General features: G+C 51.8%; 15 protein-coding genes and 3 pseudogenes. 16 read left to right on the top strand and 2 right to left on the bottom strand.

Annotated elements, in window-relative coordinates; genetic code table 11:
- Positions 1-22 precede the first annotated feature (22 nt).
- Together ACU52_RS00575 and ACU52_RS00570 are read right to left on the bottom strand one after the other, a co-directional pair.
- Positions 23-328: a helix-turn-helix domain-containing protein gene (locus ACU52_RS00575; protein WP_032567530.1), complete on the bottom strand. Its 306-nt coding sequence runs from the start codon at positions 326-328 to the stop codon at positions 23-25.
- A gap of 32 nt (positions 329-360) precedes the next feature.
- Positions 361-654 (bottom strand): helix-turn-helix domain-containing protein, encoded by a 294-nt coding sequence (locus ACU52_RS00570; RefSeq protein WP_008645702.1) that lies wholly within the window; start codon positions 652-654, stop codon positions 361-363.
- A 210-nt stretch (positions 655-864) separates the two neighbouring features.
- Between ACU52_RS00570 and ACU52_RS00565 the strand changes: the two genes are divergently transcribed.
- The 16 genes and pseudogenes from ACU52_RS00565 to ACU52_RS00495 all read left to right on the top strand — a co-directional run bounded on the left by ACU52_RS00565 (position 865) and on the right by ACU52_RS00495 (position 21,932).
- The gene (locus ACU52_RS00565) at positions 865-1,224 is read left to right on the top strand and encodes a helix-turn-helix domain-containing protein (RefSeq protein ID WP_005830221.1); all 360 of its coding nucleotides are present in this window, start codon (positions 865-867) and stop codon (positions 1,222-1,224) included.
- Positions 1,225-1,227: 3 nt separating this feature from the next.
- The gene (locus ACU52_RS00560; protein WP_004308425.1) at positions 1,228-1,578 is read left to right on the top strand and encodes a helix-turn-helix domain-containing protein; all 351 of its coding nucleotides are present in this window, start codon (positions 1,228-1,230) and stop codon (positions 1,576-1,578) included.
- A gap of 20 nt (positions 1,579-1,598) precedes the next feature.
- Positions 1,599-3,191: a DUF3945 domain-containing protein gene (locus ACU52_RS00555; RefSeq protein WP_053397354.1), complete on the top strand. Its 1,593-nt coding sequence runs from the start codon at positions 1,599-1,601 to the stop codon at positions 3,189-3,191.
- A 54-nt stretch (positions 3,192-3,245) separates the two neighbouring features.
- Positions 3,246-5,357: a type IA DNA topoisomerase gene (locus tag ACU52_RS00550; RefSeq protein WP_053397353.1), complete on the top strand. Its 2,112-nt coding sequence runs from the start codon at positions 3,246-3,248 to the stop codon at positions 5,355-5,357.
- A gap of 168 nt (positions 5,358-5,525) precedes the next feature.
- Positions 5,526-5,978, top strand: coding sequence for a DUF1896 domain-containing protein (locus tag ACU52_RS00545; protein ID WP_034527511.1), 453 nt, complete (start codon positions 5,526-5,528; stop codon positions 5,976-5,978).
- A pseudogene (locus ACU52_RS15960) lies at positions 5,968-7,632 on the top strand (N-6 DNA methylase); the annotation flags it as partial. The gene ACU52_RS00545 and the pseudogene ACU52_RS15960, both read left to right, overlap by 11 nt.
- 116 nt (positions 7,633-7,748) lie before the next feature.
- Positions 7,749-11,747 (top strand): annotated as a pseudogene (locus ACU52_RS00540) (helicase-related protein); the annotation flags it as partial.
- Positions 11,748-11,970: 223 nt separating this feature from the next.
- Positions 11,971-13,053: a helix-turn-helix domain-containing protein gene (locus ACU52_RS00535; protein ID WP_053397352.1), complete on the top strand. Its 1,083-nt coding sequence runs from the start codon at positions 11,971-11,973 to the stop codon at positions 13,051-13,053.
- A gap of 236 nt (positions 13,054-13,289) precedes the next feature.
- Positions 13,290-14,390: a DUF3575 domain-containing protein gene (locus tag ACU52_RS00530; RefSeq protein ID WP_008645876.1), complete on the top strand. Its 1,101-nt coding sequence runs from the start codon at positions 13,290-13,292 to the stop codon at positions 14,388-14,390.
- Positions 14,391-14,406: 16 nt separating this feature from the next.
- Complete coding sequence (locus ACU52_RS00525) at positions 14,407-15,294, top strand: FimB/Mfa2 family fimbrial subunit (protein ID WP_004310046.1); 888 nt, start codon at positions 14,407-14,409, stop codon at positions 15,292-15,294.
- 98 nt (positions 15,295-15,392) lie between these two features.
- Complete coding sequence (locus ACU52_RS00520) at positions 15,393-16,280, top strand: fimbrillin family protein (protein WP_053397505.1); 888 nt, start codon at positions 15,393-15,395, stop codon at positions 16,278-16,280.
- Between the two features lie 34 nt (positions 16,281-16,314).
- Positions 16,315-18,117 (top strand): fimbrillin family protein, encoded by a 1,803-nt coding sequence (locus ACU52_RS00515; protein ID WP_053397351.1) that lies wholly within the window; start codon positions 16,315-16,317, stop codon positions 18,115-18,117.
- Between the two features lie 62 nt (positions 18,118-18,179).
- Positions 18,180-19,881, top strand: a pseudogene (locus tag ACU52_RS00510) (fimbrillin family protein).
- A 229-nt stretch (positions 19,882-20,110) separates the two neighbouring features.
- A complete protein-coding gene (locus ACU52_RS00505) occupies positions 20,111-20,608 on the top strand; it encodes a DUF2589 domain-containing protein (RefSeq protein WP_005680436.1) in 498 nt (165 codons plus the stop codon).
- A gap of 21 nt (positions 20,609-20,629) precedes the next feature.
- Positions 20,630-21,334 carry a DUF2589 domain-containing protein gene (locus tag ACU52_RS00500; protein ID WP_007749099.1) on the top strand — a complete coding sequence of 235 codons (705 nt, stop codon included), beginning with the start codon at positions 20,630-20,632 and terminating at the stop codon, positions 21,332-21,334.
- A gap of 4 nt (positions 21,335-21,338) precedes the next feature.
- Entirely contained in the window at positions 21,339-21,932 is a 594-nt protein-coding gene (locus ACU52_RS00495) for a hypothetical protein (protein ID WP_053397350.1), read from the top strand.
- Positions 21,933-22,049: the final 117 nt, after the last annotated feature.

The following is a 22,049-nucleotide window of genomic DNA, read 5'->3' as shown; positions in this document are numbered from 1 at the left end:
TCCTTTTTTTCATGCAACCGCCTTATTCCTGCGGCTTGAGGTAATTCGCCTCCAACAGTTCACGCAGTCCCGATTCGGGATAAAGCACCTTACCTGCCAGAAGGATAAAGGGCAGCATCCTGTTGTTGCGATACTCCTGCAAGGTGCGGCGGCTTACCCGGAGCATTTCCGCCACCTCCTTGTCCGTCAGGTAATGTTCCCCGTCCAGTGGCGGACGGTAACTTTCCAAAAATGCGGAGAGCCATTTGGAGCCTTTGAGCATATTCTGTATCGCGGTGGCAACCGGCTCGTCCTCCATTGTGAAAACCTCGTTGTTCTCGTTCATCATAACATCGGATTAAGTGGTTAATAAAAACAGAGTCATTTTCCATCGGGATAGATCGTGCCGATAAGCGGAATCAGCCGCCTGACCTCCTCCGGCCTGTAATAGAACCTGCGGTTTATCTGCGAGTAGCCGATAAGCCGCCTGTCACGCAATGACTGCAACGTGCGCGGGCTGATTCTCAACTGCCCGCAGACCTCCTCGCCCGTGAGCCACCTTTCCAGCCGCCCGCCGTCGCTTTTGCGCCTGAGGGCGGCGACTTTCTCCGAGAGGGCGTTGAATGACGCCAGCATCATCTCGAAGGTCTTTTTCTCGATAGATACGATTTCCATATACCAAAACATTTAATGATTTACCGCAAAGGTAACGCAGTCGCCTTGAATGCGTGCCGTTTTCCGCTATACGGCAGCTTGTTGCGCCGGTTGTCCGGGTTACGGAGTCACTTTCAAAGAAAATCTTACGTGAGTCACGTAATGAGTTGTTAAAGCCCCTTTTGTTTATTGCCGAATTTTGCCGCAGAGAAACAAAAGAAAGGACAAAATATGAAAGTGATAACGATTGAAAGTTCCGCCTTCACCGCCCTGACGGAACAGATAGCCGAGATAGCGGTCTATGTGCGTGCCGTTTCCGGTGAAAGGAAGGGAGAGTCTTCCGACATGCTGCTCACCACCCGCGAGGCGGCGCACCTGCTGAACGTGAGTACCCGTACCCTCCAACGTATGCGCAGCGAACAGCGCATCGGCTATATCGTGCTGCGCGGCAAATGCCGCTACCGCCGGTCGGAAATAGACCGCCTGCTCGCAGACTGCACCGTGGCAGAAGATGCAGCGACACTGACGGAACTGAAACGCAACCACACGCTGCGCACGGGCGGCGGCAAACCCAAAGGAAGGAGGACATAAGATATGGAACTGCTTACACGAAACAATTTTGAGGACTGGATGCAGAAGCTGATGGAACGGCTCGACCGTCAGGACGAGCTGCTGCTCTCCCTGCGACCGTCCGGCAAAGCCCCGAACCCGATGGAAAGTATCAGGATGTTCGACAACCAAGACCTCTGCATGCTGCTCCAGATAAGCAAGCGTACCCTGCAGCGCTACCGCAGCATCGGTGCATTGCCGTACAAGACGCTCGGCAAAAAGACCTATTACAGCGAGGAGGACGTACTGACATTCCTCTCCGAACACGTAAAGGATTTCCGCAAGGAAGATATAGCCTTCTACAAGGCGCGTATCCATAATTTCTTTAATAAATAACCCATTAAAACATTTTTCAAATGGCAAAGAAAACAACAGAAAAAGACGTGCTGATAGTCCGCGACGAGAAGACGGGCGAGATCAGTGTGGTAGCCGGGCTTAATGCCGACGGCTCACCCAAGCGTACCCCCGCAAAGGCGGAGAACGCACAGAGTTTCCTGCAATTCGACCGCCACGGCGACGTGCTGGACAACTTCTTCAAAAACTTCTTCCGGCAGTGCAAGGAACCCAGCCGCTTCGGTTTCTACCGTTTCGCGGCAGACCAAGCCGACAAACTGATGGAGGTGATGAAAGATCTGCTGAAAGACCCCGAAGCCAACAAGGAACTGCTTGCGCCCCACAAGGTGGACACTTCCGGCTACGAAAAGCAGGTAAAGGAAGAACAGACCGCCGGGATGCCGGAACAAAAACAGGAAGGACAACCCAAAGAAACCCAAAAACAGGAAGAAATGGAAAAGAAGCAGGAACAGAATCAGGAAAGCCCGCAACAACAGGCGCAGGGAAGACGTGGCTACCAACCCATTGACGAGAGCAAAATCAACTGGCAGGAGCTGGAAGAGAAATGGGGTGTGAAACGTGACGACCTTGAAAAGTCCGGTGATCTGAACAAGATGCTCAACTACGGCAAGTCCGATTTGGTGAAAGTGTCGCCCAAGTTCGGCGGCGAGGCTTTTGAACTGGATGCCCGCCTTTCCTTCAAGAAGGACGGTGAAGGCAATGTCAGCCTCGTGCCGCACTTCATCCGCAAGGAGCAGAAACTCGACGAGTACAAGGAACACAAGTTCTCCGACGAAGACCGTAAGAACCTGCGTGAAACGGGCAATCTCGGCAGGGTCGTGGACATCGTGGACAAGGAAACGGGTGAAATCATCCCCTCGTTCATCAGCATAGACCGCAAGACGAATGAAATCACGGACATTCCTGCAAACAAGGTGCGCATACCGGAGCGCATCGGCAAGACGGAAATCACCAAGCAGGAACAGGATATGCTGCGTGCCGGGCTGCCCGTGCGCGACAAACTTATTGAGCGCAACGACGGCAGGAAATTCGTCACCACTCTTCAAGTGAATGTAGAGCAGCGAGGCGTGGAGTTCGTACCGGGAACCGGCAGGTCGCCCCGTACTGCCCAGACGCAGGAAGCCAAGAACAATCCCACACAAGGACAGGCTCAGGGCATGGAAAATTCCGCAGCTCCACAGAAAGAGCAACGCCGCAACACGTGGACGAACGCAGACGGCAGCATCCGCCCCATCAGCAAATGGAGCGGCGTGAACTTCACCGACCAGCAGAAAGCCGATTACGCAGCGGGTAAGGCGATAAAGCTGGAGAACGTGACAGACAAACAGGGTTTCCATGCCACGATGTATATCAAGTTCAACCCGGAGAAGGGTCGTCCTTATCGCTACGACACCAATCCTGACAACGCACAGAAGGTAGCCCCCTCCAACGAAAGCCGCACACAGGTGGCGGTGAACAGCGAGGGCAAGACCAACGAGGCGACCAAGAACCTGAAAGAGCCGTTGCAGAAGGGACAGACCGCTCCGAAAGACGACAAACAGCAAAAGCAGCAGGAGAAGCCTCAGAAGAGAAACAATAAGGGCATGAAGATGTAACATCCCGTGTCCGCCACTAAATCCAAAGTAATAATTCATAAAAAAGTAATTAGCATGAAGACAATCATTGCAGAAAAGCCATCCGTGGCACGTGAAATTGCCCGCATCGTGGGCGCGACAAAAAGAGAGGAAGGGTATTTCGAGGGAGGCGGCTATGCCGTGACATGGGCATTCGGACACCTTGTCCAGCTTGCCATGCCCGACGGTTACGGCATACGCGGCTTCGTCCGTGACAACCTGCCCGTCATTCCCGAAACCTTCACGCTCATTCCCCGTCAGGAAAAGACAGAGAAGAGTTACAAACCCGACAGCGGCGTGGTGTCGCAGATAAAAATCATCAGCCGCCTGTTCAACGGCAGCGAACAGATCATCGTGGCGACCGATGCCGGTCGCGAGGGCGAACTTATCTTCCGATACCTCTACCATTACATAGGATGCGCCACCCCTTTCGTGCGCCTCTGGATAAGCTCGCTTACCGACAAGGCCATCCGCGATGGACTGCGCAACCTCGAAGCGGGGAGCAAGTATGACAACCTCTACCTCGCCGCCAAAGCGCGGAGCGAATCCGACTGGCTCGTGGGCATCAACGGCACGCAGGCTCTCTCCATCGCCGCCGGACACGGCACGTATTCCGTCGGACGGGTACAGACACCCACGCTGGCGATGGTGTGCGCACGCTACTGGGAAAACCGCCGCTTCACGGTGGAACCTTTCTGGCAACTCCATATTGCCGCTGACGGAGGCGATGGTGATACCGTGAAATTCTCTTCCACCGGGAAATGGAAGGAGATGGAGCCTGCCACAGTCTTATATAATAAGGTAAAGGAAACAGGCACAGCCACCGTCACGAAAGCGGAACGCAAGGAGAAGATAGAGGAAACTCCGCTCCTGTACGACCTGACCACGCTCCAGAAGGAAGCCAACGCCAAGCATGGCTTCACGGCGGAACAGACGCTTGAAATCGCCCAGAAGCTCTACGAGAAGAAGCTCATCACCTATCCGAGAACCGGAAGCCGCTATATTCCCGAAGACGTGTTCGCGGAAATCCCCAAGCTGCTTGCCTTCATCGGCAGCCTGCCCGAATGGAAGGACAAGTTGCAGCCGAAAGCCGTGCCGACACGCCGCAGCTTGGACGGCGGCAAGGTGACAGACCACCATGCCCTGCTCGTCACGGGCGAGAAGCCGCTGTTCCTCTCCAAAGAGGACAGCACCGTCTATCACATGATAGTCGGGCGCATGCTTGAGGCTTTCTCCGAAAAATGCGTCAAGGACACTGCCACCGTCACGGCAGAGTGTGCCGGAGTGGAGTTCGTGGCAAAAGGCAGCATCATCAGGCAGGCCGGATGGCGTGCCGTCTATGGCAAGGAGAATGGAGAAGAGAACAACAGCCAAGAGGAAACCGCCGCCATTCCCTGTTGGCAGGAAGGCGACACGCTGGCACTGAAAGCCGCCTCCATCACGGAGGGAAAGACCAAACCCAAGCCGCAGCATACCGAAGCCACTCTGCTGTCCGCGATGGAAACGGCTGGCAAGGAGATAGAGGACGACGCATTGCGGCAGGCTATGAAGGATTGCGGCATCGGCACGCCCGCCACCCGTGCGTCCATCATCGAAACGCTTTTCAAGCGCGGCTATATGGAACGCTGCAAGAAGTCGCTTGTCCCCACCGAAAAAGGGCTTGCCCTCTACTCGGTCGTGAAGGCGATGCGTATTGCCGATGTCGCCATGACGGGCGAATGGGAAAAGGAATTGGCACGCATCGAGCGTGGGGAACTGCCCGCCGATGACTTCCGCAGGAAGATTGAGGCATATACACGGGAAATTACCTCCGAACTGCTGTCGTGCGACAAGCTGTTCGCCCGCAGGGATTCCGGCTGCAAGTGTCCCAAGTGCGGAGCGGGGACGATGCAGTTTTACGGCAAGGTCGTCCGCTGCGACAACGCGGAGTGCGGTCTGCCCGTGTTCCGCCTGAAAGCAAACCGCACCCTCTCTGATGATGAAATCAAAAACCTGCTCACCGACGGACACACGAAACTGCTCAAAGGATTCAAGAGCAAGCAGGGCAAGAGTTTTGATGCCGTAGTCGCCTTTGACGGGGACTATAACACGGTTTTCGTGTTCCCAGAAAGGAAAAGTAAAGCGACCTCTGCGAAAAGAAGAAAATAAATGTTTAACTTTGCCACTGGTTCAGAGTAATGAATTGTTCTTCGATACCGGATTACACTCATACTTTGGATTTAGTGGTGGCACTCGGAGGGATACCGGGTGCCTTTTTCTTCTCGTTTTCCAACGATTATCCCTATCATCATTATCAATCCACTAAATTCCAAAGAAATGAACAACAAGAAGAAAAACGAGGGTCGGACCGACTTTTCCTATTACGGTCTGTACCTGCTGGACTACCTCACCACGAACAAGTTTGAACAGGCAGCCGATGAAGCCTTCATCCGAGAAAGAACCGACCGTGCCGCCGAAGCGTATGAACGGGCAAGGCTCGAAGGCTATCCTGTCGACGGGGCGCAGGAACTGGCGATGAAGGTGCTGACGGAGGGCCTTCGCTACTCCAGGCACGCCATCCTGCGCGAAGTCGTGGAGAACGAATTTGCGGGTGAAGTGCCGGAAGAAAAATGTGAAGCCTTTACCCAGAAGCTGCTGCCGCTTGTCGGAAACGTATTCTCCATCTATGACCTCTCGGACGACAATTTCGCCCTGTCGCCCGAATATGACCTGCTCTACACGGAGCTGACGGGAGCCGTCATCCTCTATATCGAAGAGTATGGCGTTTAACCGCAAACAGAGGTTGAGGGACAACATCGAGGCGATACGGACGGCATTCCTCCTTGACAGGGAACAGCGCACACCCACCGCACGCGAACGGCTCTTGTTAGAGCGTTATTGCGGGTTCGGGGGACTGAAGAGCATACTCAACCCTGCAAGGGAACTGACGGATGCCGTCCACTGGGCGAAGTCCGACCTCGAACTGTTTGCCCCTACCGTGGAACTGCACAGGTTGCTGCGGGAGAACACAAAAGACGAGACGGAGTACAAACGGTATATGGATGCCATGAAGCAGTCCGTGCTGACCGCCTTCTATACCCCGCCGGAGATAACCGGGACCATCGCGGACGTGCTGCATGAACACGGCATCCGTCCCGACCGGGTGCTGGAGCCGTCGGCAGGTGTCGGTGCATTCGTGGACGCCGTGCTGGAGAACAGACCGGACGCGGACATCATGGCTTTTGAGAAAGACCTGATGACGGGCAAGATACTGAAGCACCTGCATCCCGGACAGAAAGTAAGGGTACAGGGCTTCGAGAAGATAGAAAAGCCGTTCATGAACCATTTTGATTTGGCTGTCTCCAATATACCGTTTGGCGATGTGGCGGTGTTCGACCCGGAATTTTCGGGCAGCAAGGATCCTGCAAGGCACTCGGCGGCACGGACGATACACAATTACTTTTTCCTGAAAAGCCTTGACGCGGTGCGTGAAGGCGGAATCGTGGCGTTCATCACCTCGCAGGGGGTACTGGATGCCCCGACCAACGCGCCCATACGCGAGTATATGATGAACCATGCCAATCTGGTGGGCGTAGCCCGCCTGCCGAACAACCTCTTTACGGATAACGCGGGAACGGAGGTGGGCAGCGACCTGATTATCCTGCAAAAGAACAGCGGAAAGAATGGTGAACTGTATTACAACGAAAAACTCTTCGTGCAGACCGAACAGACCCCTATCGGCACTTCCGTAAATGGGTATGTATGGAGCATCGGCTCGCTTTCACACACGGATTTAATCAGAAGTACCGACCCATACGGGAAACCAGCCTATAAACTCCTGCACCGTGGGGACATCGCACAACTGGCGGAAGACTTGCGGGAGCATCTGAAAATAGAACTGCAACAACTTGACAGGAAACTGTATGAGAAACACAGCCTGCATCCGACAAAGGAGGAAAGCACGGCTGCGGAAGTGCAACCTGCTCCGAAAACAGAAAAGGTATCACCTTCTGTAATAGCCCCCGTTTCTGTAATTGAGCCTGTCAAGGGAGTGGAGAAGCCGCAGGCACAGCCCATAGAGGAAAAGCCGGAGATTGAGCCGCGCCAACCCAATCATTCGTCAGCCGTGCAGCTTACCCTGCTCGACCTTTGGGGTATGCCCATAGAGGAACCGTTAAAAAGAAAAAGGCAGCGAAAAAGGAAAGCAAGCCGAAGCCTATGCCGTCCACGCCTAAACCGCAGGTCAAAGTTACTCCACCCGTTGAAGCCGCCAAGCCGGTAAACGGTAATAAGGAAGAAAAGCCGGAAAATGCCGAAAAGCCAAACGACCCGGACGACATTTACGCCACTCTGGATTGGGAAACCAATCCTCCCATCAACGGCTTCTATGAGACAATGATGAGCCTGACAGCGGAACGGCGCAAGACCCTACGGCTTGAGGCAGAACGGCACAGGCAGGAACAACTGAAAAAGATGGGTATCAAAGACACGTTGAACCCTGCTTTTGCGCCTTCTTCGGACAATATGGATAAAAAGCCGGAACAAACGGAAGAAATAAAGCAACCTGAAACACTGGCAGAAGTTGTGCCTACTTCCGAAACGGTTGCCACTTCCCTGTTCCCGGAACTTGAAACGGAAAAGCCGAAGGAGGAAGTCATGGACCATTCTCCCCGTCCGTTCAACGGCCTGCTGGAGCCACACCACCGTGACGGCTCGATGGTGCTGGATGCTTCACGCAATCTCGGTTACTTGAAAGACCTCACGCCTTACGGTGCGACCTTCCAACCGCTCGACCTTCGTGGCTATCAAAAAGAGAAAGCGATGCTGTATATATCGCTCCGTGACGCTTACGAACGTCTGTATAGCCACGAGACGGAGAACCATACGGAACACAAACCGCAGCGCGGGTATCTCAACACCTACTACGATGAGTTTGTCATGCGTTACGGTAACCTCAACGCCAGACAGAACGTGAAACTGGTGATGATGGATGCCGGAGGGCGCGACATCCTTTCGCTGGAACGTGCGGAGGACGGCAAGTTTGTCAAGGCGGACATCTTCGACCGTCCCGTTTCCTTCTCGGTAGAGAGCCGTGTCAATGCAGGCTCTCCCGAAGAAGCCTTGTCCGCATCGCTCAACAAGTTTGGCACGGTCAATCTCGGCTATATGCGGGAGATAACCGACACCACGGAAGAGGAACTGCTTGGTGCCCTCAAGGGGCGCATCTTCTACAACCCGCTCGTAACCGGTTACGAAATCAAAGACCGCTTCATCGCGGGGAACGTGATAGAGAAGGCGGAACGCATAGAGGGCTGGATGAAGGACAATCCCGAAAGTGAGCGGATCCCGGAGGTGAAACAGGCGTGGGAGGCATTGAAGGAGGCCGAACCGCAGCGCATCTCCTTTGAAGACCTCGACTTCAATTTCGGGGAACGCTGGATTCCCACGGGTGTGTATGCCGCCTACATGAGCCTCCTTTTCGACACGAACGTGAAAATAGCCTACTCCGCAAGCATGGACGAGTTTTCCGTGGCGTGCGGCAACCGCACCATGAAGATCACGGACGAGTTTTTAGTAAAGGGCTATTACCGGAACTATGACGGTATGCACCTGTTGAAGCACGCCCTGCACAACACCTGCCCCGACATGATGAAAAGTATCGGCAAGGACGAGAACGGCAACGACATCAAGGTACGCGACAGCGAGGGCATACAGCTCGCCAACGCGAAGATAGACGAAATCCGTAACGGGTTCTCCGAATGGTTGGAAGAACAGTCGCCGCAGTTCAAGGAACGGCTCACGACGATGTATAACCGCAAGTTCAACTGTTTCGTGCGCCCGAAGTATGACGGCTCGCACCAGACTTTTCCCGACCTCAACCTGAAAGGGCTGGCAAGCCGGGGAATCAAGAGCGTTTACCCGTCGCAGAAGGATTGCGTCTGGATGCTGAAACAGAACGGCGGCGGAATCTGCGACCACGAGGTGGGAACCGGCAAGACGCTGATAATGTGCATAGCGGCACATGAGATGAAGCGTCTGAACTTGGCGCACAAGCCGATGATTATCGGGCTGAAAGCGAATGTGGCGGAGATTGCCGCCACCTATCAGGCGGCATATCCCAATGCGAGGATTCTCTACGCTTCTGAAAAGGATTTCTCGACCGCCAACCGCGTGCGTTTTTTCAACAACATCAAAAATAACGATTACGATTGCGTCATCATGTCGCACGACCAGTTCGGCAAGATACCGCAGTCACCGGAGTTGCAGCAGCGCATCCTGCAGGCGGAGCTTGATACGGTGGAGGAAAACCTCGAAGTCTTGCGGCAGCTGGGCAAGAACGTGTCGCGGGCGATGCTGAAAGGGCTGGAGAAGCGCAAGCACAACCTTGTGGCGAAGCTGGAGAAGGTGGAACACGCTATCAAGTCCCGCACGGATGATGTGGTGGACTTCAAGCAGATGGGCATCGACCACATCTTCATTGACGAGAGTCACCAGTTCAAGAACTTGACTTTCAACACCCGTCATGACCGTGTGGCGGGATTGGGAAACTCGGAAGGAAGCCAGAAGGCCCTGAATATGCTCTTTGCCATCCGTACCATACAGGAACGCACGGGCAAGGACTTGGGGGCTACGTTCCTTTCGGGCACGACCATTTCCAACAGTCTGACGGAACTGTACCTGCTCTTCAAATACCTGCGCCCCAACGAACTGGAACGGCAGGACATCCGCTGTTTCGATGCTTGGGCTGCCATCTTCGCCAAAAAGACGACCGATTTTGAGTTCAACGTAACGAACAATATCGTTCAGAAGGAGCGTTTTCGCTATTTCATCAAGGTGCCGGAGCTTGCCGCCTTCTACAACGAGATTACCGACTACCGCACGGCGGAGGATGTAGGTGTGGACAGACCAAACAAGAATGAGATACTGCACCACATACCGCCCACACCGGAGCAGGAGGACTTCATACAGAAGCTGATGCAGTTTGCCAAAACCGGCGATGCCACTCTGCTTGGCAGGTTACCCCTGTCGGAAACGGAGGAAAAGGCGAAGATGCTCATCGCCACCGACTACGCGAGAAAGATGGCTCTTGATATGCGCATGATAGACCCGAACTACGAGGACCATCCCGACAACAAGGCAAGCCATTGTGCCAAGATGATTGCAGAGTATTACCACAAGTACGAGGCGCACAAGGGTACGCAGTTCGTATTCTCCGACTTGGGGACATACCAGCCGGGGGAAGGATGGAACGTGTACAGCGAGATAAAACGCAAGTTGGTGGAGGATTACGGCATACCGGCAAGTGAGGTGCGCTTCATTCAGGAGTGTAAGACGGATAAGGCTCGTAAGGCGGTGATAGATGCCATGAACGCCGGGACGGTACGCGTGCTGTTCGGCTCCACAAGTATGCTCGGAACGGGCGTGAATGCGCAGAAAAGATGTGTCGCCATCCATCACCTTGATACACCGTGGCGACCGTCCGACCTGCAACAGCGTGACGGACGGGGTGTTAGAGCCGGGAACGAGATTGCCAAGCATTTTGCCGAGAACAACGTGGATGTCATCATCTACGCGGTGGAAAAGTCGCTGGACAGCTACAAGTTCAATCTGCTGCACTGCAAGCAGACGTTCATATCGCAGCTCAAAAGCGGAGCGATGGGCGCACGTACCATCGACGAGGGAGCAATGGACGAAAAATCGGGTATGAACTTCTCGGAGTATATGGCGTTGCTCTCCGGCAATACCGACCTTTTGGATAAGGCGAAATTAGAGAAGCGTATCGCCTCGCTCGAAGGGGAACGCAAATCGTTCAACAAGGGCAAGCGCGATTCGGAGTTCAAGCTGGAATCCAAGACGGGAGAACTGCGCAACAACACGGCTTTCATCGAAGCCATGACGGAAGACTGGAACCGTTTTCTTTCCGTTGTGCAGACTGATAAGGAAAGCAGCCGCCTTAATCTTGTTAAGGTGGACGGCGTGGATTCAACGGATGAGAAGGTCATCGGTAAGCGTTTGCAGGAAATCGCCAAGAACGCCACGACTGGTGGACTGTACAAGGCTGTCGGGGAACTTTACGGCTTTCCGATAAAGGTGGTCAGCGAGAGGACACTCAAAGAAGGTCTGGAGTTCACCGACAACCGCTTCGTGGTGGAGGGGAACTACAAGTACACCTACAACAACGGGCATCTGGCGATGGCAGACCCGATTGCTGCCGCACGAAACTTTCTGAACGCATTGGAGAGGATTCCGACCATCATCGACCAGTACAAGTCTAAGAACGAAGTGCTGGAAAAGGAGATTCCGCAGTTGCAGGAGATAGCGGGCAAGGTGTGGAAGAAGGAGGACGAGCTGAAACAGCTGAAGTCCGAACTCGCCGCACTGGACCGCAAGATACAGCTTGAGCTGGCTCCGGCTCAGGAAAACACGGAAGAGAACCGGCAAGGCAACGAGAAAAAACAGACGGAACAACAGCCGGAAAGCCCGCACGTGGACTTTGTACGCAGTCATTTAATTATAGGGAGACTCGGTTTATCGGAATCCAAAGGTGTAAAACTTTAATATCGAAGTCTTGACAGAAAAAGCCAGTGGTTGAATTTTTCACCACTGGCTTTAATTCTAATAATTTTTCAATCTAATATGACCGAATCTATAACGTTAAATCATAGATTATGTGTCTATTTGTGAAGAAAAAGACGTAACTTTGTATCAAAATCAAATAAGCATAACAATGGAGCCATCTATATCTATATACAGTTTTTCACTTTATACCGCACTGCCGTTGATGTTATTCTTCGGCTTTTATTTTTTGTTTGCAAAGACTCCTGAAAAGAAAATTTTCAAGAATTATCTCCGCTCCCGACAGATTATGGGTATAGCTATGCTGCTGCTTTCGGCAAATTATTCGGTACATTTCTTCTTTGGTATCCGATTCAAAAATGCGGATTCTGCCATATTGATGAACATGTCCACATACTTCCTGTGCTATTCTCTGTTCAGTTCGGCATTGATAATGTTGCTTGATCGTTTTTACATTACCAAACGGCGTGTGTGGACACATATCATTTTATGGATTATATTTTCAACTCTTTCCGGAGTTGTGTTGTTCCTGTTGCCAAGCGGAATCATGCAAAAATTCTCTTTATTTGCTTTAGCTGTATGGTTAGTCGTTTTTGGAGTCGTTTTAGCTCGCAGAGTCATAATTGCATACCGTAGAGCCATTCGGATTTTCAATGAAACTCAGGCGGATGATATAGGTACATATATCGAATGGCTTTCCATATTCACTTATTGGGCTGTTATCTTCGGTGTCGGATGCGGATTGCTGACATTTCTGCCAGACAAATATGTTTTTATCTGGATTTTGTCGTCAATACCGTTCTACAGCTATCTTTTCTACAGCTATCAGAACTACCTGCTGTTCTATGAACAGGTGGAAAATGCTTTTGAGCAAGATATACAGTCTGAAGAAGAACTTCTGACAGATACAGAAACAGAACCTAAAATAGTTTCTGAGAAAGAAGTTCCAGTGTCCTATACAGAAATTATAGAGAAAGTGGCCAACTGGATAAAGACAGACGGCTATGTCCAGCAGGGACTTACCATAAAAGAACTGTCCGAAATACTTCATACGAACCGTACCTATCTTTCCGCTTATATCAAGACTACGTATAAAATGACATTCCGCGAATGGATAACCGGTCTCCGGTTGGAGTATGCGAAAAACATACTGAAGGAGCATCCGGAAATCAATATACAGAAGCTGGCTGAGTCTTCCGGCTTTCTTTCTCGCAGTAACTTTATCAAATCATTTACCGAAAAGGAAGGATGTACGCCTGGCAAGTGGAAAAAAGCAAATCTGGAATAATTTGTGTGGTAAAAAGCCGATGAAAAAGGTCTCAGAAGCCCATTTTCAAAAAGTGCTCAAGCGACAAAAAAGTGCTAATTCGACAAAAAGGTGCTCAAACGACAATTTGAAAAGTGCTCAAACGACAATTTTTTATAAAACGCTGTATTTCAACAGAAAAAGTTTTTGTAATATTTTGGGCGCTGAATGGCATTTATTACCTTTGGAGATGACAAAGATAATGAATTCAAGTTTATATGAGCAGAAAAATCACTTTTCTTACCCTGTTTCTGTGGCTGATGACGCTAACTTTTCCTGTCATTGCGCAGCAGAAAGCAGACACGACCTACACCTTCCGGTTCGTTACGCAGAAGGACATGTTCTACGTGCCTTGGAATGGCAATGACACGGAACTTGCCCGCCTGTTGGAATGTATCGAAAACAACAAAGCAACAATTCTTGACGGCAAACTGCCGCTATTGGTTGACGGATATTGCAATTCGCAGAGCAGTGAAGTCAAGAACCTTGCAACAGCGAAGATTCGTGCCAACCGTGTGAAATCAGAACTGATTACACGAGCGAAAATCAAGGAAGAAAACTTCATTACCCGCAATCATGTGACAGAGGGTGATTTTGTCACCGTGCGCCTGACGGTACCGGTAAAGGAAACAGCCGTGACGGATGCGGAAGCAGAAGCACGACGCAAGGCGGAAGCCGAACGCTTAGAAACCGAGAAGCGTGCCGAGCAGGAACGGCTTGCCGAAGAGCAGCGCAAGGCGGAAGAAGCCCGACTTGCCGCTGAAAAGGCAGAAGCCGAGAAAACCGCTCAACAAAATACACTTGCCGACACGCTGTCGGAAACCAAAATCACAACTGATTATCATCTCTCCCTGCGTGCCAACCTGCTGCGCTGGGCTACCTTGACACCAGATTTAGGACTTGAATGGCGCATCTGTCCATCGTGGGGCATTGCCGTAAACGGCTCGTGGACTTCTTGGAGCTGGAGTGACAAAGACCGCCGCTATGCACTCTGGGAAGTGGCTCCGGAAGTACGTTACTATATGGGTGAGAAGAAAGCCTGGCATCTGGGCGCGATGTTCAAGGCTGGACAGTTCAACTACAAGCTTTCCGAAACAGGCAAGCAGGGCGACCTGATGGGTGGCGGCATCACCGCCGGCTATCAGCTGCGACTAAACAAGGCATTAGATCTTGATTTCAACCTCGGTTTGGGCTACCTGAATGCTGATTTCGAAAAATATGAAGTCATCGATGGTGTGCGCGTGCGCTGTGGCAACGAGACAAAAAATTGGTGTGGCCCCATCAACGCCGGTGTGACATTGGTATGGAAGTTATTCTAATACGGAGGAATAGAGTATGAAAGCAAGACAATATATAAATATGGTAGGAATGGCAGCCGCCGTGCTGCTCTCTTCCTGCGTGAAGGACACGCTTTATGACACGCCGCATCCCGACTATGGGAAGATTGCGGTGACAGCCGACTGGTCGGCACGCGGTGAGGGTATCGACATACCTACCACATGGACGGTTACCATGGGTGACTATACGGGTACGGAGACTTCCGCCACCCATGCCCCCAACCATCTGTTTGCTCCGGGCAGCTACACCCTTGCGGTGTGGAACCCTGCTGAAGGAATCATGGTAAATGGTACCACCGCCACCATTGCCGCAGCCACGGGAAACCGGGCAGGAACGGATGCCTTTGTGAACAATGCCCCGGGATGGTTCTTCACCTATACGAAACAGGTGAGCATCGAGAAAGACAAGGACTATCCGCTGACCGCCGCAATGAAGCAGCAGGTACGCGAACTGACGCTTATCATCAAACCGACGGGGGATGCCGCCGGACGCATCACGGAGATTGTTGCCCATCTGACGGGTGCAGCCAGAACTCTCGATTTCGCTACCGATACCTACGGAGCCGCTTCAAACGTCGTGCTGCCCTTCACCAAGATAACCGAAGGTGACGATGCCGGCAAGTGGAAAGCCACGGTGCGGTTGCTGGGTGTGACCGGCACGGAACAACTGCTGACGGGTGAAATCCGCTATGCGGACGGCAACCCGACCCCCACGACGCTGAAAAGCGACATCACGGAAGCCCTCAAGGGGTTCAACACCGGAAAGGGCGAATCGCTGACCCTCGGCGGAACGCTGGTTGAGACTCCCGAAGGCATGGAAGTGGACGGAGTCGAAATCAACGGCTGGGAAGAAGTGAAAGGTGATGATGTAAATGCCGATTTGTAAATAATTAGCAACCCGAACACAGAAGCAAAGCTTGCTTTGATTTTGCTGAGGTGCAGCAATTATTGAAATGGAATTTAACTAATAAAATGACAGATATAATGAAGACAAGATTTTTTGCACTTGCAGCGCTCGCCCTCGCACTTGTAGCCTGCAACAACGACAACGAGAACCTGAACGGTGACCCCGTGGCCGCCCAGTTTACCGCCAACATCGCCCCCGCCACCCGCGCCAGCGGAACCACCTGGGACAACGGCGACCGTATCGGCATCACCGACATCGGCAACGATTCCCAGTACGGCAACGTGCCTTTCATCCTGAAAAACGGGAAATTTGAGGCAGAAGGAAAGGTCATCTATATCGAAGATACAAAGACCCATACTTTCCGCGCCTACTATCCGTACAACGCGGCGGGAGGCATCCTCGCTGCCACGACCGATGCCACGGCGCAGCAGAACCAGCCTGCCATCGACTTCCTCTTTGCTTCAGGAGCCACGGGAGACAAAAACAACCCGGTAGTAAGCTTCACCGACAAAACCGCCAAAGGCGGTGAAGACAACTCCTTCCACCACCGCATGAGCCAGATAACCCTTACCTTCGAGGCGGGCGACGGCGTGAATTTCAGCGTGGTCAAGCCTGAACGTTACACGCTGGCCGGATTGTTACTCACTGGTACGTTCAACACGGCCGACGGTATTGCCACCGCAGACAACGGGGCACAGACCGGAGAACTGACCATGAATCTGGCAGACGGCAATCTCACGTCATCGATCATCCTCTTCCCGCAGACAGTTGCATCCCTGCCGTTGGTTGTGAATTACAAAGGTCAGGAATATTATGCCACACTCACCGTGCCCGACGGCGCACTGCAGGCGGGCAACAACTATACCTATACCGTCAAGGTACGCAACAAAGTCCTTGAAGTCAGCGAAGCCACCATTGCAAAGTGGAACGATATAGACGGTGGAGATGTGGGTGCTGACCTGTAAGATGTTAATAATTAATCGATTAGAATGAAGAATTATGAGACATAGATTATTTATCCCCGCAGCCACCGCACTGCTGTTCGCCCTCGCCGCCTGCACACAGGACGAACTTGCTGGCGATAACCGTCTGCCCGAAGGTGAATACCCTGTATTCATCCGTGCCACCGGACTGTCCGTAGAAGCAACGCCGCTGGCAGCCCCTTCCACCCGTGCCTCCGTGGACGGCGACTGGCAGGGCGTCACTTCCGTCGCACTCAAGATGGGCGATGCGGTAAAGGAATACACCGTAACGGCTTCTACCGATTTCAAGAGTGCCACGCTTTCACGCGAGAACGACCCGTACTACTGGACCAGCCGCGACCCAATTACCGTATCGGCATGGTGGCCCTTCAACAATGCCAACATCACACAGATGCCTGCCGTGAAGGTGGCCGAAGACCAGAGCAAATTGGCTGACTTCCAGAACAGCGACTTCATCTCTGCTGAGAACCGGAAGGTGGAATTTAACACCCCGACTCTTGAATTTACCCACCGCACGGCACGCGTGACAATCGAACTGAAGCCCGGCACGGGATTCACGAGCGTGGACGGTGCCACGGTGAGCCTCGTGAGCCTGTCCGCCGATAACGGCAACCCGACTGCCATCAAGACCTACAACGCAAGCGGCAACACCTACGAGGCACTGACTGCCCCGCAGACCGTTGTGGCAGGCAAGCCGTTCGTCCGGGTGGAACTCGGCGGCGGCACCTTCTACTTCCGCCCGCAGAACAACGTCGTATTAGAGGCTGGCAACCGCTATTCTTACACCGTTAAGGTGAACGCCACCGGCCTGACGTTAGAGGGTTGCACCATCGGCAGCTGGGTTGACGGCGGCGGCGAGAGTGGTGAGGCTGAGGATTTGGGCTACAACTACGACAGCAACACCAAGACCTACACGGTCTATAACGCAGACGGCCTGATGAATGTAGCCGAATTAGTGAACGGAGGTAAGACCGACATAAACATTACCCTCGACAAAAACATTGACCTCACAGGCAAAGGCTGGACGCCGATAGGCACAGACTACGACAACTCATACACCGGCACCTTCGACGGCGGCGGCCATACCATCACGGGGCTAACCGTTACGACAAATGACGAATATGCGGGTCTGTTCGGCTATCTCGGTAATTTCAATAATGGCGCCGCTACGGTGAAGAATGTGGTGATGGATGGCATACAGATAACATGCAATCACAGGTCGGGTTATGCCGGCGGCGTGGCAGGATATAGCTGGGGCACCATTGAAAACTGCTCGGTGTCGGGCAGCGTCAGCGGCACGATGTATGTCGGCGGTGTGGTGGGTGTTCAAAGGGACGGTTCCATCACCGGATGCAGTTCCTCTGCCACAGTGAAGGGAACGATCAAAGTCGGCGGCGTGGCAGGTCAGACGATTTTTGGTGCCACCTTGACCGCTTGCTATGCCACAGGCAACGTGAACATAGAAATAGACCGCACACAGGATATCTCTGGCGGCGGTCTGGTAGGATTCAACGACGGAATCAGCCTCCTTTCCTGCTATGCCACGGGCAACGTAACCAGTACTGGTAGTAGCACTGGCCATGTACATATCGGCGGCTTTTTGGGAGATAACTACATTACCGTGACCGCCTGCTATTGGAAGAACAATCATGAACAAGGTATCAGCTACAATAGGGGAAGCACCAATGTCACGAAGGTGGACGGCACTAACGTTACCTGGGAGAATGCCGTTGATGCCATGAACACCGCCTTGCAGAACGCAGGCTCAGAGTGGCGTTACGAACTTAAAGGAGCATTGCCCACCTTGATGAAGCAGTAAACCGTCGGGGGAAATGTTCCGCCCGCAACGGAAAGAACCAGAGTAATAAAATAACAGATATTATGAGGATAAGATTTTTTGCACTTGCAGCGCTCGCCCTCTTATTGGGCGCCTGCACGCAGGACGAAGCGGGCTTCCTACCGGAAGGGGCGGAAGGCACACCCATCGTCTTCACCGCCACGGGGCTGAATCCCGCCGCGACAGCCACCGCCGGCACCCGTGCCCCCGCGAATGGCAATTGGACGGGTGTGCAGAGCGTGGCAGTTCTGATGGACGGCATGGTGAAGACGTACAACGTGACGCCCTCCACCGCCGACCCCACCAGCGCCACGCTGACCTCCACCGACCCGTACTACTGGACCAACCACAACGACATCACCGTCACAGCGTGGTGGCCCTACACCGCTGGCGAGACAACCCCACCTGCGGTAAAGGTAAAAGCCAACCAAAGTGCCCAGAAAGACTTTGAGACCAGCGACCTCATCGTAGCCGACGGACAGAAGGTGATCTACGGTAGCCCCACGCTCCGCTTCACCCACCGCACGGCGCGAGTGACCGTCGTTCTGACGGACTACACCGAGGGGCTGGCATCCGTGCAGTTGACGGGTCTCTCCACCGAAGGCGACAACCCGGATATAATCGTCCCGTATGACAAGGGCAGCAACACCTACACCGCCATCGTCGCCCCGCAAAGTGTGGCAGCTGGCACAGCCTTCATTACCAGCACCTTCACTAACGGCAAGACCTTCGTTTATAAGATGAAGAATGCTACCGACTGGCAGGCGGGCGGTGAATATACCTACACCGTCTCCCTCGCTGCGGCAAAAGACCTGGGCTATACCATAGAGAGCAACGGCAGCTACACGGTCTATAACGCCGACGGCCTGCTGAATGTAGCCGAATTAGTGAACGGAGGTAAGACCGACATAAACATTACCCTCACCGCTGACATTGACCTCACAGGCAAAGACTGGACACCGATAGGCACAGACTACGACAACTCATACAAAGGCACCTTCGACGGTGGCGGCCATACCATTACGGGGCTGACCTTTACGACAAATGACGAATTTGCGGGTCTGTTCGGCTGGCTCAATAGAGCTGGTACGGTGAAGAACGTGGTGATGGAGGGCGTACAGATAACAAGCAATCAAATATATGGCGGCAGTATTGGCGGCGTGGTAGGATCTGGCTGGGGCACCATTGAAAACTGCTCGGTGTCGGGCAGCGTCAGCGGCACGGTGTATGTCGGCGGTGTGGTGGGTGTTCAAATAGGCGGTTCCATCACCGGATGCAGCTCCTCGGCCACAGTGAAGGGAACGGTCGATGTCGGCGGCGTGGCAGGTCAGACGAATTCGAGTGCCACCCTGACCGCTTGCTATGCCACGGGCAACGTGACCATAGAAATAGCCCCCAAAAAGAATATCGCTGGCGGCGGTCTGGTGGGAATGAACGCAGGAAGCAGCCTCCTTGCCTGCTATGCCACGGGCAACGTAACCAGTACGGGTAGTAGCACTGGCTATGTACATATCGGCGGTTTTTTTGGGAAATAACTACGCCAACGTGATGACCGCCTGCTATTGGAAGAACAATCATGAACAAGGTATCGGCTACAATAAGAAAAGCACCGAAGCCACGAAGGTGGACGGCACTGGCGTTACCTGGAAGAACGCCGTTGATGCCATGAACACCGCCTTGCAGAACGCAGGCTCAAAGTGGCGTTACGAACTTAACGGAGCATTGCCTACCTTGAGGAAGCAGTAAGCCGTTGCGGGCGGAAATGTTCCGTCCGCAACGAACATTAAACGAAGTATAACCCCAATAAAAAAAGGAGGACGTGATGGAACACACGGAGAATCCACCATATAGGTTTTGGCATCAAGGCATTGTTAATAATAATATAGACTCCAGTGTAAATATGGAAGCTGTAAGCCGGACATTGCCAAGATTGGTGCTCATTAAAGGCAACAAATCAAGTAATTAAATTAAAAACATGGGACTTTTTCACAGAGACAAGAAAAATAATGACGATGAGCCGGACAGTGTTCAAACCAATTCATTCTCTGATATTATGAATGGTTTGCAATACGCCGTAAACTGTGCACAAGATACATTGCAGAATCATCAGATACAAAATCTGACCAGACTTTTTGAAGGAACAAATGCAAATAACGCAAATACGTTCCAATCGAAAAAAATCATGGTTGGAGACAAGACTATTGATATTCCACTTATAGCTTTGATATCCCATCATTATCTTGCGATGGATAATGTGCAGATAAAGTTCAAGGCGAAGGTCGGAAGCGTGGAATCACAGATTCCGGAAAACAACTTATTGTTATCCAGCCCACAAAGAGCCAATCTCCAGATGCAGATGAGCAACATAAAACCGGATGCGGATGATGTCATGGAGGTTTGCGTCAATTTTAAGGTTCAGGAGACTCCGGAGAGCATTTCCCGAATTATTGACGATTTTGTAAAAAATATCTAACAATTTTAAAATTCAAATGTTATGGCAGAAGAAATAAAGAACCAAGGGCAACAAGAAAATGCGGAAAACTTGAATGAAAATGTAAGCGGACAGGCGAAAGAAATTATCTCCGCTGCATTGGAAGAGACTCAAAACAGAGAAACTTCTCCAGTTCTTAAAGCAGATTCAAACGTGACTGACAAATTCAAGGGGCTTCCCATGCGGGAACTTATTGCAGCTCCACTTATTGCAGCAGCCGAAGCACAACAGGAATTGGCAGCGACAGCATGGAATTTCTACCAGCAAATTGCATTTGATGGTAAAAGCGGCAATAAAGCGCGTATATTGGAATTCGATGTCGAAAGACCGATACAGCAGGATGGAAAAATGACAACAATGTCACAAAGTGTCAAGGCTCCGTTTATAGGATTGGTGCCTATTCCTTCCCTGCTCATAGATCGCGTGGATGTCGATTTCCAGATGGAGGTTACCGATACATCAAACGTAAAAAGCACTACCAACGCAGAAGTAGAGGCAAAAGCTTCTGCAAAACATTGGTTTATAAATGCGGAAATCAGCGGCAAAGTCACGACCGCCCGCGAGAACACCCGCATGACCAACCAAACGGCAAAATACCAGATACATGTGACAGCCAGTCAGCAGCCGCAGACCGAAGGTCTGTCTAAACTGATGGATATAATGGCATCATGTATCGAGCCTATAACAAACGAAAGTAACAGTAAGTAAATATATGAATTTGATTCAAGCATTAAGATTGCCAAACAGTCGAGCAGTAATGACAAATATTGCACGGTTTCATTATCAAAATATTTATAATGTAGGTTTGACCCCTCCGATTGCCACGCAAAGTAATTTGACATTTCAAATAAAAGGATATACCCGTAACTATCGTTTTCTTAGATTAGACTATGCCTGTGTCATATATATTGCGGATGGAATAGCAGTCGTTGCTTCAAATGGCATAGATACTTTAAGTTCAGGTTTTTCGGGGTGTTATATGGCCAGTTTTAGGCACAATGGCATTAGGTATGTTGCTCATATTCCAACGCCTAACAATAGTATTAAAACATCATGGAATCTGGCGGTTAAAAATCGAATAATAGATAATGTTGTTCTTTTTAAACCTACTGAAGGATTGGCGAGAATCCCAGGAACCATTGGTATTTGGGGAATTATAACATTTAACGATAGATGTTATCGGCTTGATGTAAATGAAAACGCTCCTCCAAGTCAAGCCATACGTGGCCAAAGAATTTTTAACTCAATCCCGAGAAATCCCATACTAACAGAAATTCCACCTATCGCCGGTGGTCAGATGCCTTAATAATTATAACAATTGTAAATAAGGGAAGAATGGTTGTTTCATTGAGGAGTAGAATTCTATTCGGATATATAATTCTGGTGGCGGTCATAGGCAGCATGGCCGCCATTCTCATCCATG

This window comes from Xylanibacter rarus, from assembly GCF_001275135.1.
GTDB lineage: Bacteria > Bacteroidota > Bacteroidia > Bacteroidales > Bacteroidaceae > Prevotella > Prevotella rara.
Note: the sequence above shows the minus strand (reverse complement) of the source record. Positions and strands in the feature narration are given on the sequence as shown.

Excerpts from the sequence above, each read along its gene's own strand:
- ACU52_RS00530 (WP_008645876.1), top strand. The coding sequence starts at position 13,290 with ATGAGCAGAAAAATCACTTTTCTTACCCTGTTTCTGTGGCTGATGACG.
- ACU52_RS00525 (WP_004310046.1), top strand. The coding sequence starts at position 14,407 with ATGAAAGCAAGACAATATATAAATATGGTAGGAATGGCAGCCGCCGTG.
- ACU52_RS00565 (WP_005830221.1), top strand. The coding sequence starts at position 865 with ATGAAAGTGATAACGATTGAAAGTTCCGCCTTCACCGCCCTGACGGAA.
- ACU52_RS00545 (WP_034527511.1), top strand. The coding sequence starts at position 5,526 with ATGAACAACAAGAAGAAAAACGAGGGTCGGACCGACTTTTCCTATTAC.
- ACU52_RS00520 (WP_053397505.1), top strand. The coding sequence starts at position 15,393 with ATGAAGACAAGATTTTTTGCACTTGCAGCGCTCGCCCTCGCACTTGTA.
- ACU52_RS00560 (WP_004308425.1), top strand. The coding sequence starts at position 1,228 with ATGGAACTGCTTACACGAAACAATTTTGAGGACTGGATGCAGAAGCTG.
- ACU52_RS00495 (WP_053397350.1), top strand. The coding sequence starts at position 21,339 with ATGAATTTGATTCAAGCATTAAGATTGCCAAACAGTCGAGCAGTAATG.
- ACU52_RS00555 (WP_053397354.1), top strand. The coding sequence starts at position 1,599 with ATGGCAAAGAAAACAACAGAAAAAGACGTGCTGATAGTCCGCGACGAG.
- ACU52_RS00505 (WP_005680436.1), top strand. The coding sequence starts at position 20,111 with ATGGGACTTTTTCACAGAGACAAGAAAAATAATGACGATGAGCCGGAC.
- ACU52_RS00535 (WP_053397352.1), top strand. The coding sequence starts at position 11,971 with ATGTTATTCTTCGGCTTTTATTTTTTGTTTGCAAAGACTCCTGAAAAG.
- ACU52_RS00575 (WP_032567530.1), bottom strand. The coding sequence starts at position 328 with ATGATGAACGAGAACAACGAGGTTTTCACAATGGAGGACGAGCCGGTT.
- ACU52_RS00500 (WP_007749099.1), top strand. The coding sequence starts at position 20,630 with ATGGCAGAAGAAATAAAGAACCAAGGGCAACAAGAAAATGCGGAAAAC.
- ACU52_RS00550 (WP_053397353.1), top strand. The coding sequence starts at position 3,246 with ATGAAGACAATCATTGCAGAAAAGCCATCCGTGGCACGTGAAATTGCC.
- ACU52_RS00515 (WP_053397351.1), top strand. The coding sequence starts at position 16,315 with ATGAGACATAGATTATTTATCCCCGCAGCCACCGCACTGCTGTTCGCC.
- ACU52_RS00570 (WP_008645702.1), bottom strand. The coding sequence starts at position 654 with ATGGAAATCGTATCTATCGAGAAAAAGACCTTCGAGATGATGCTGGCG.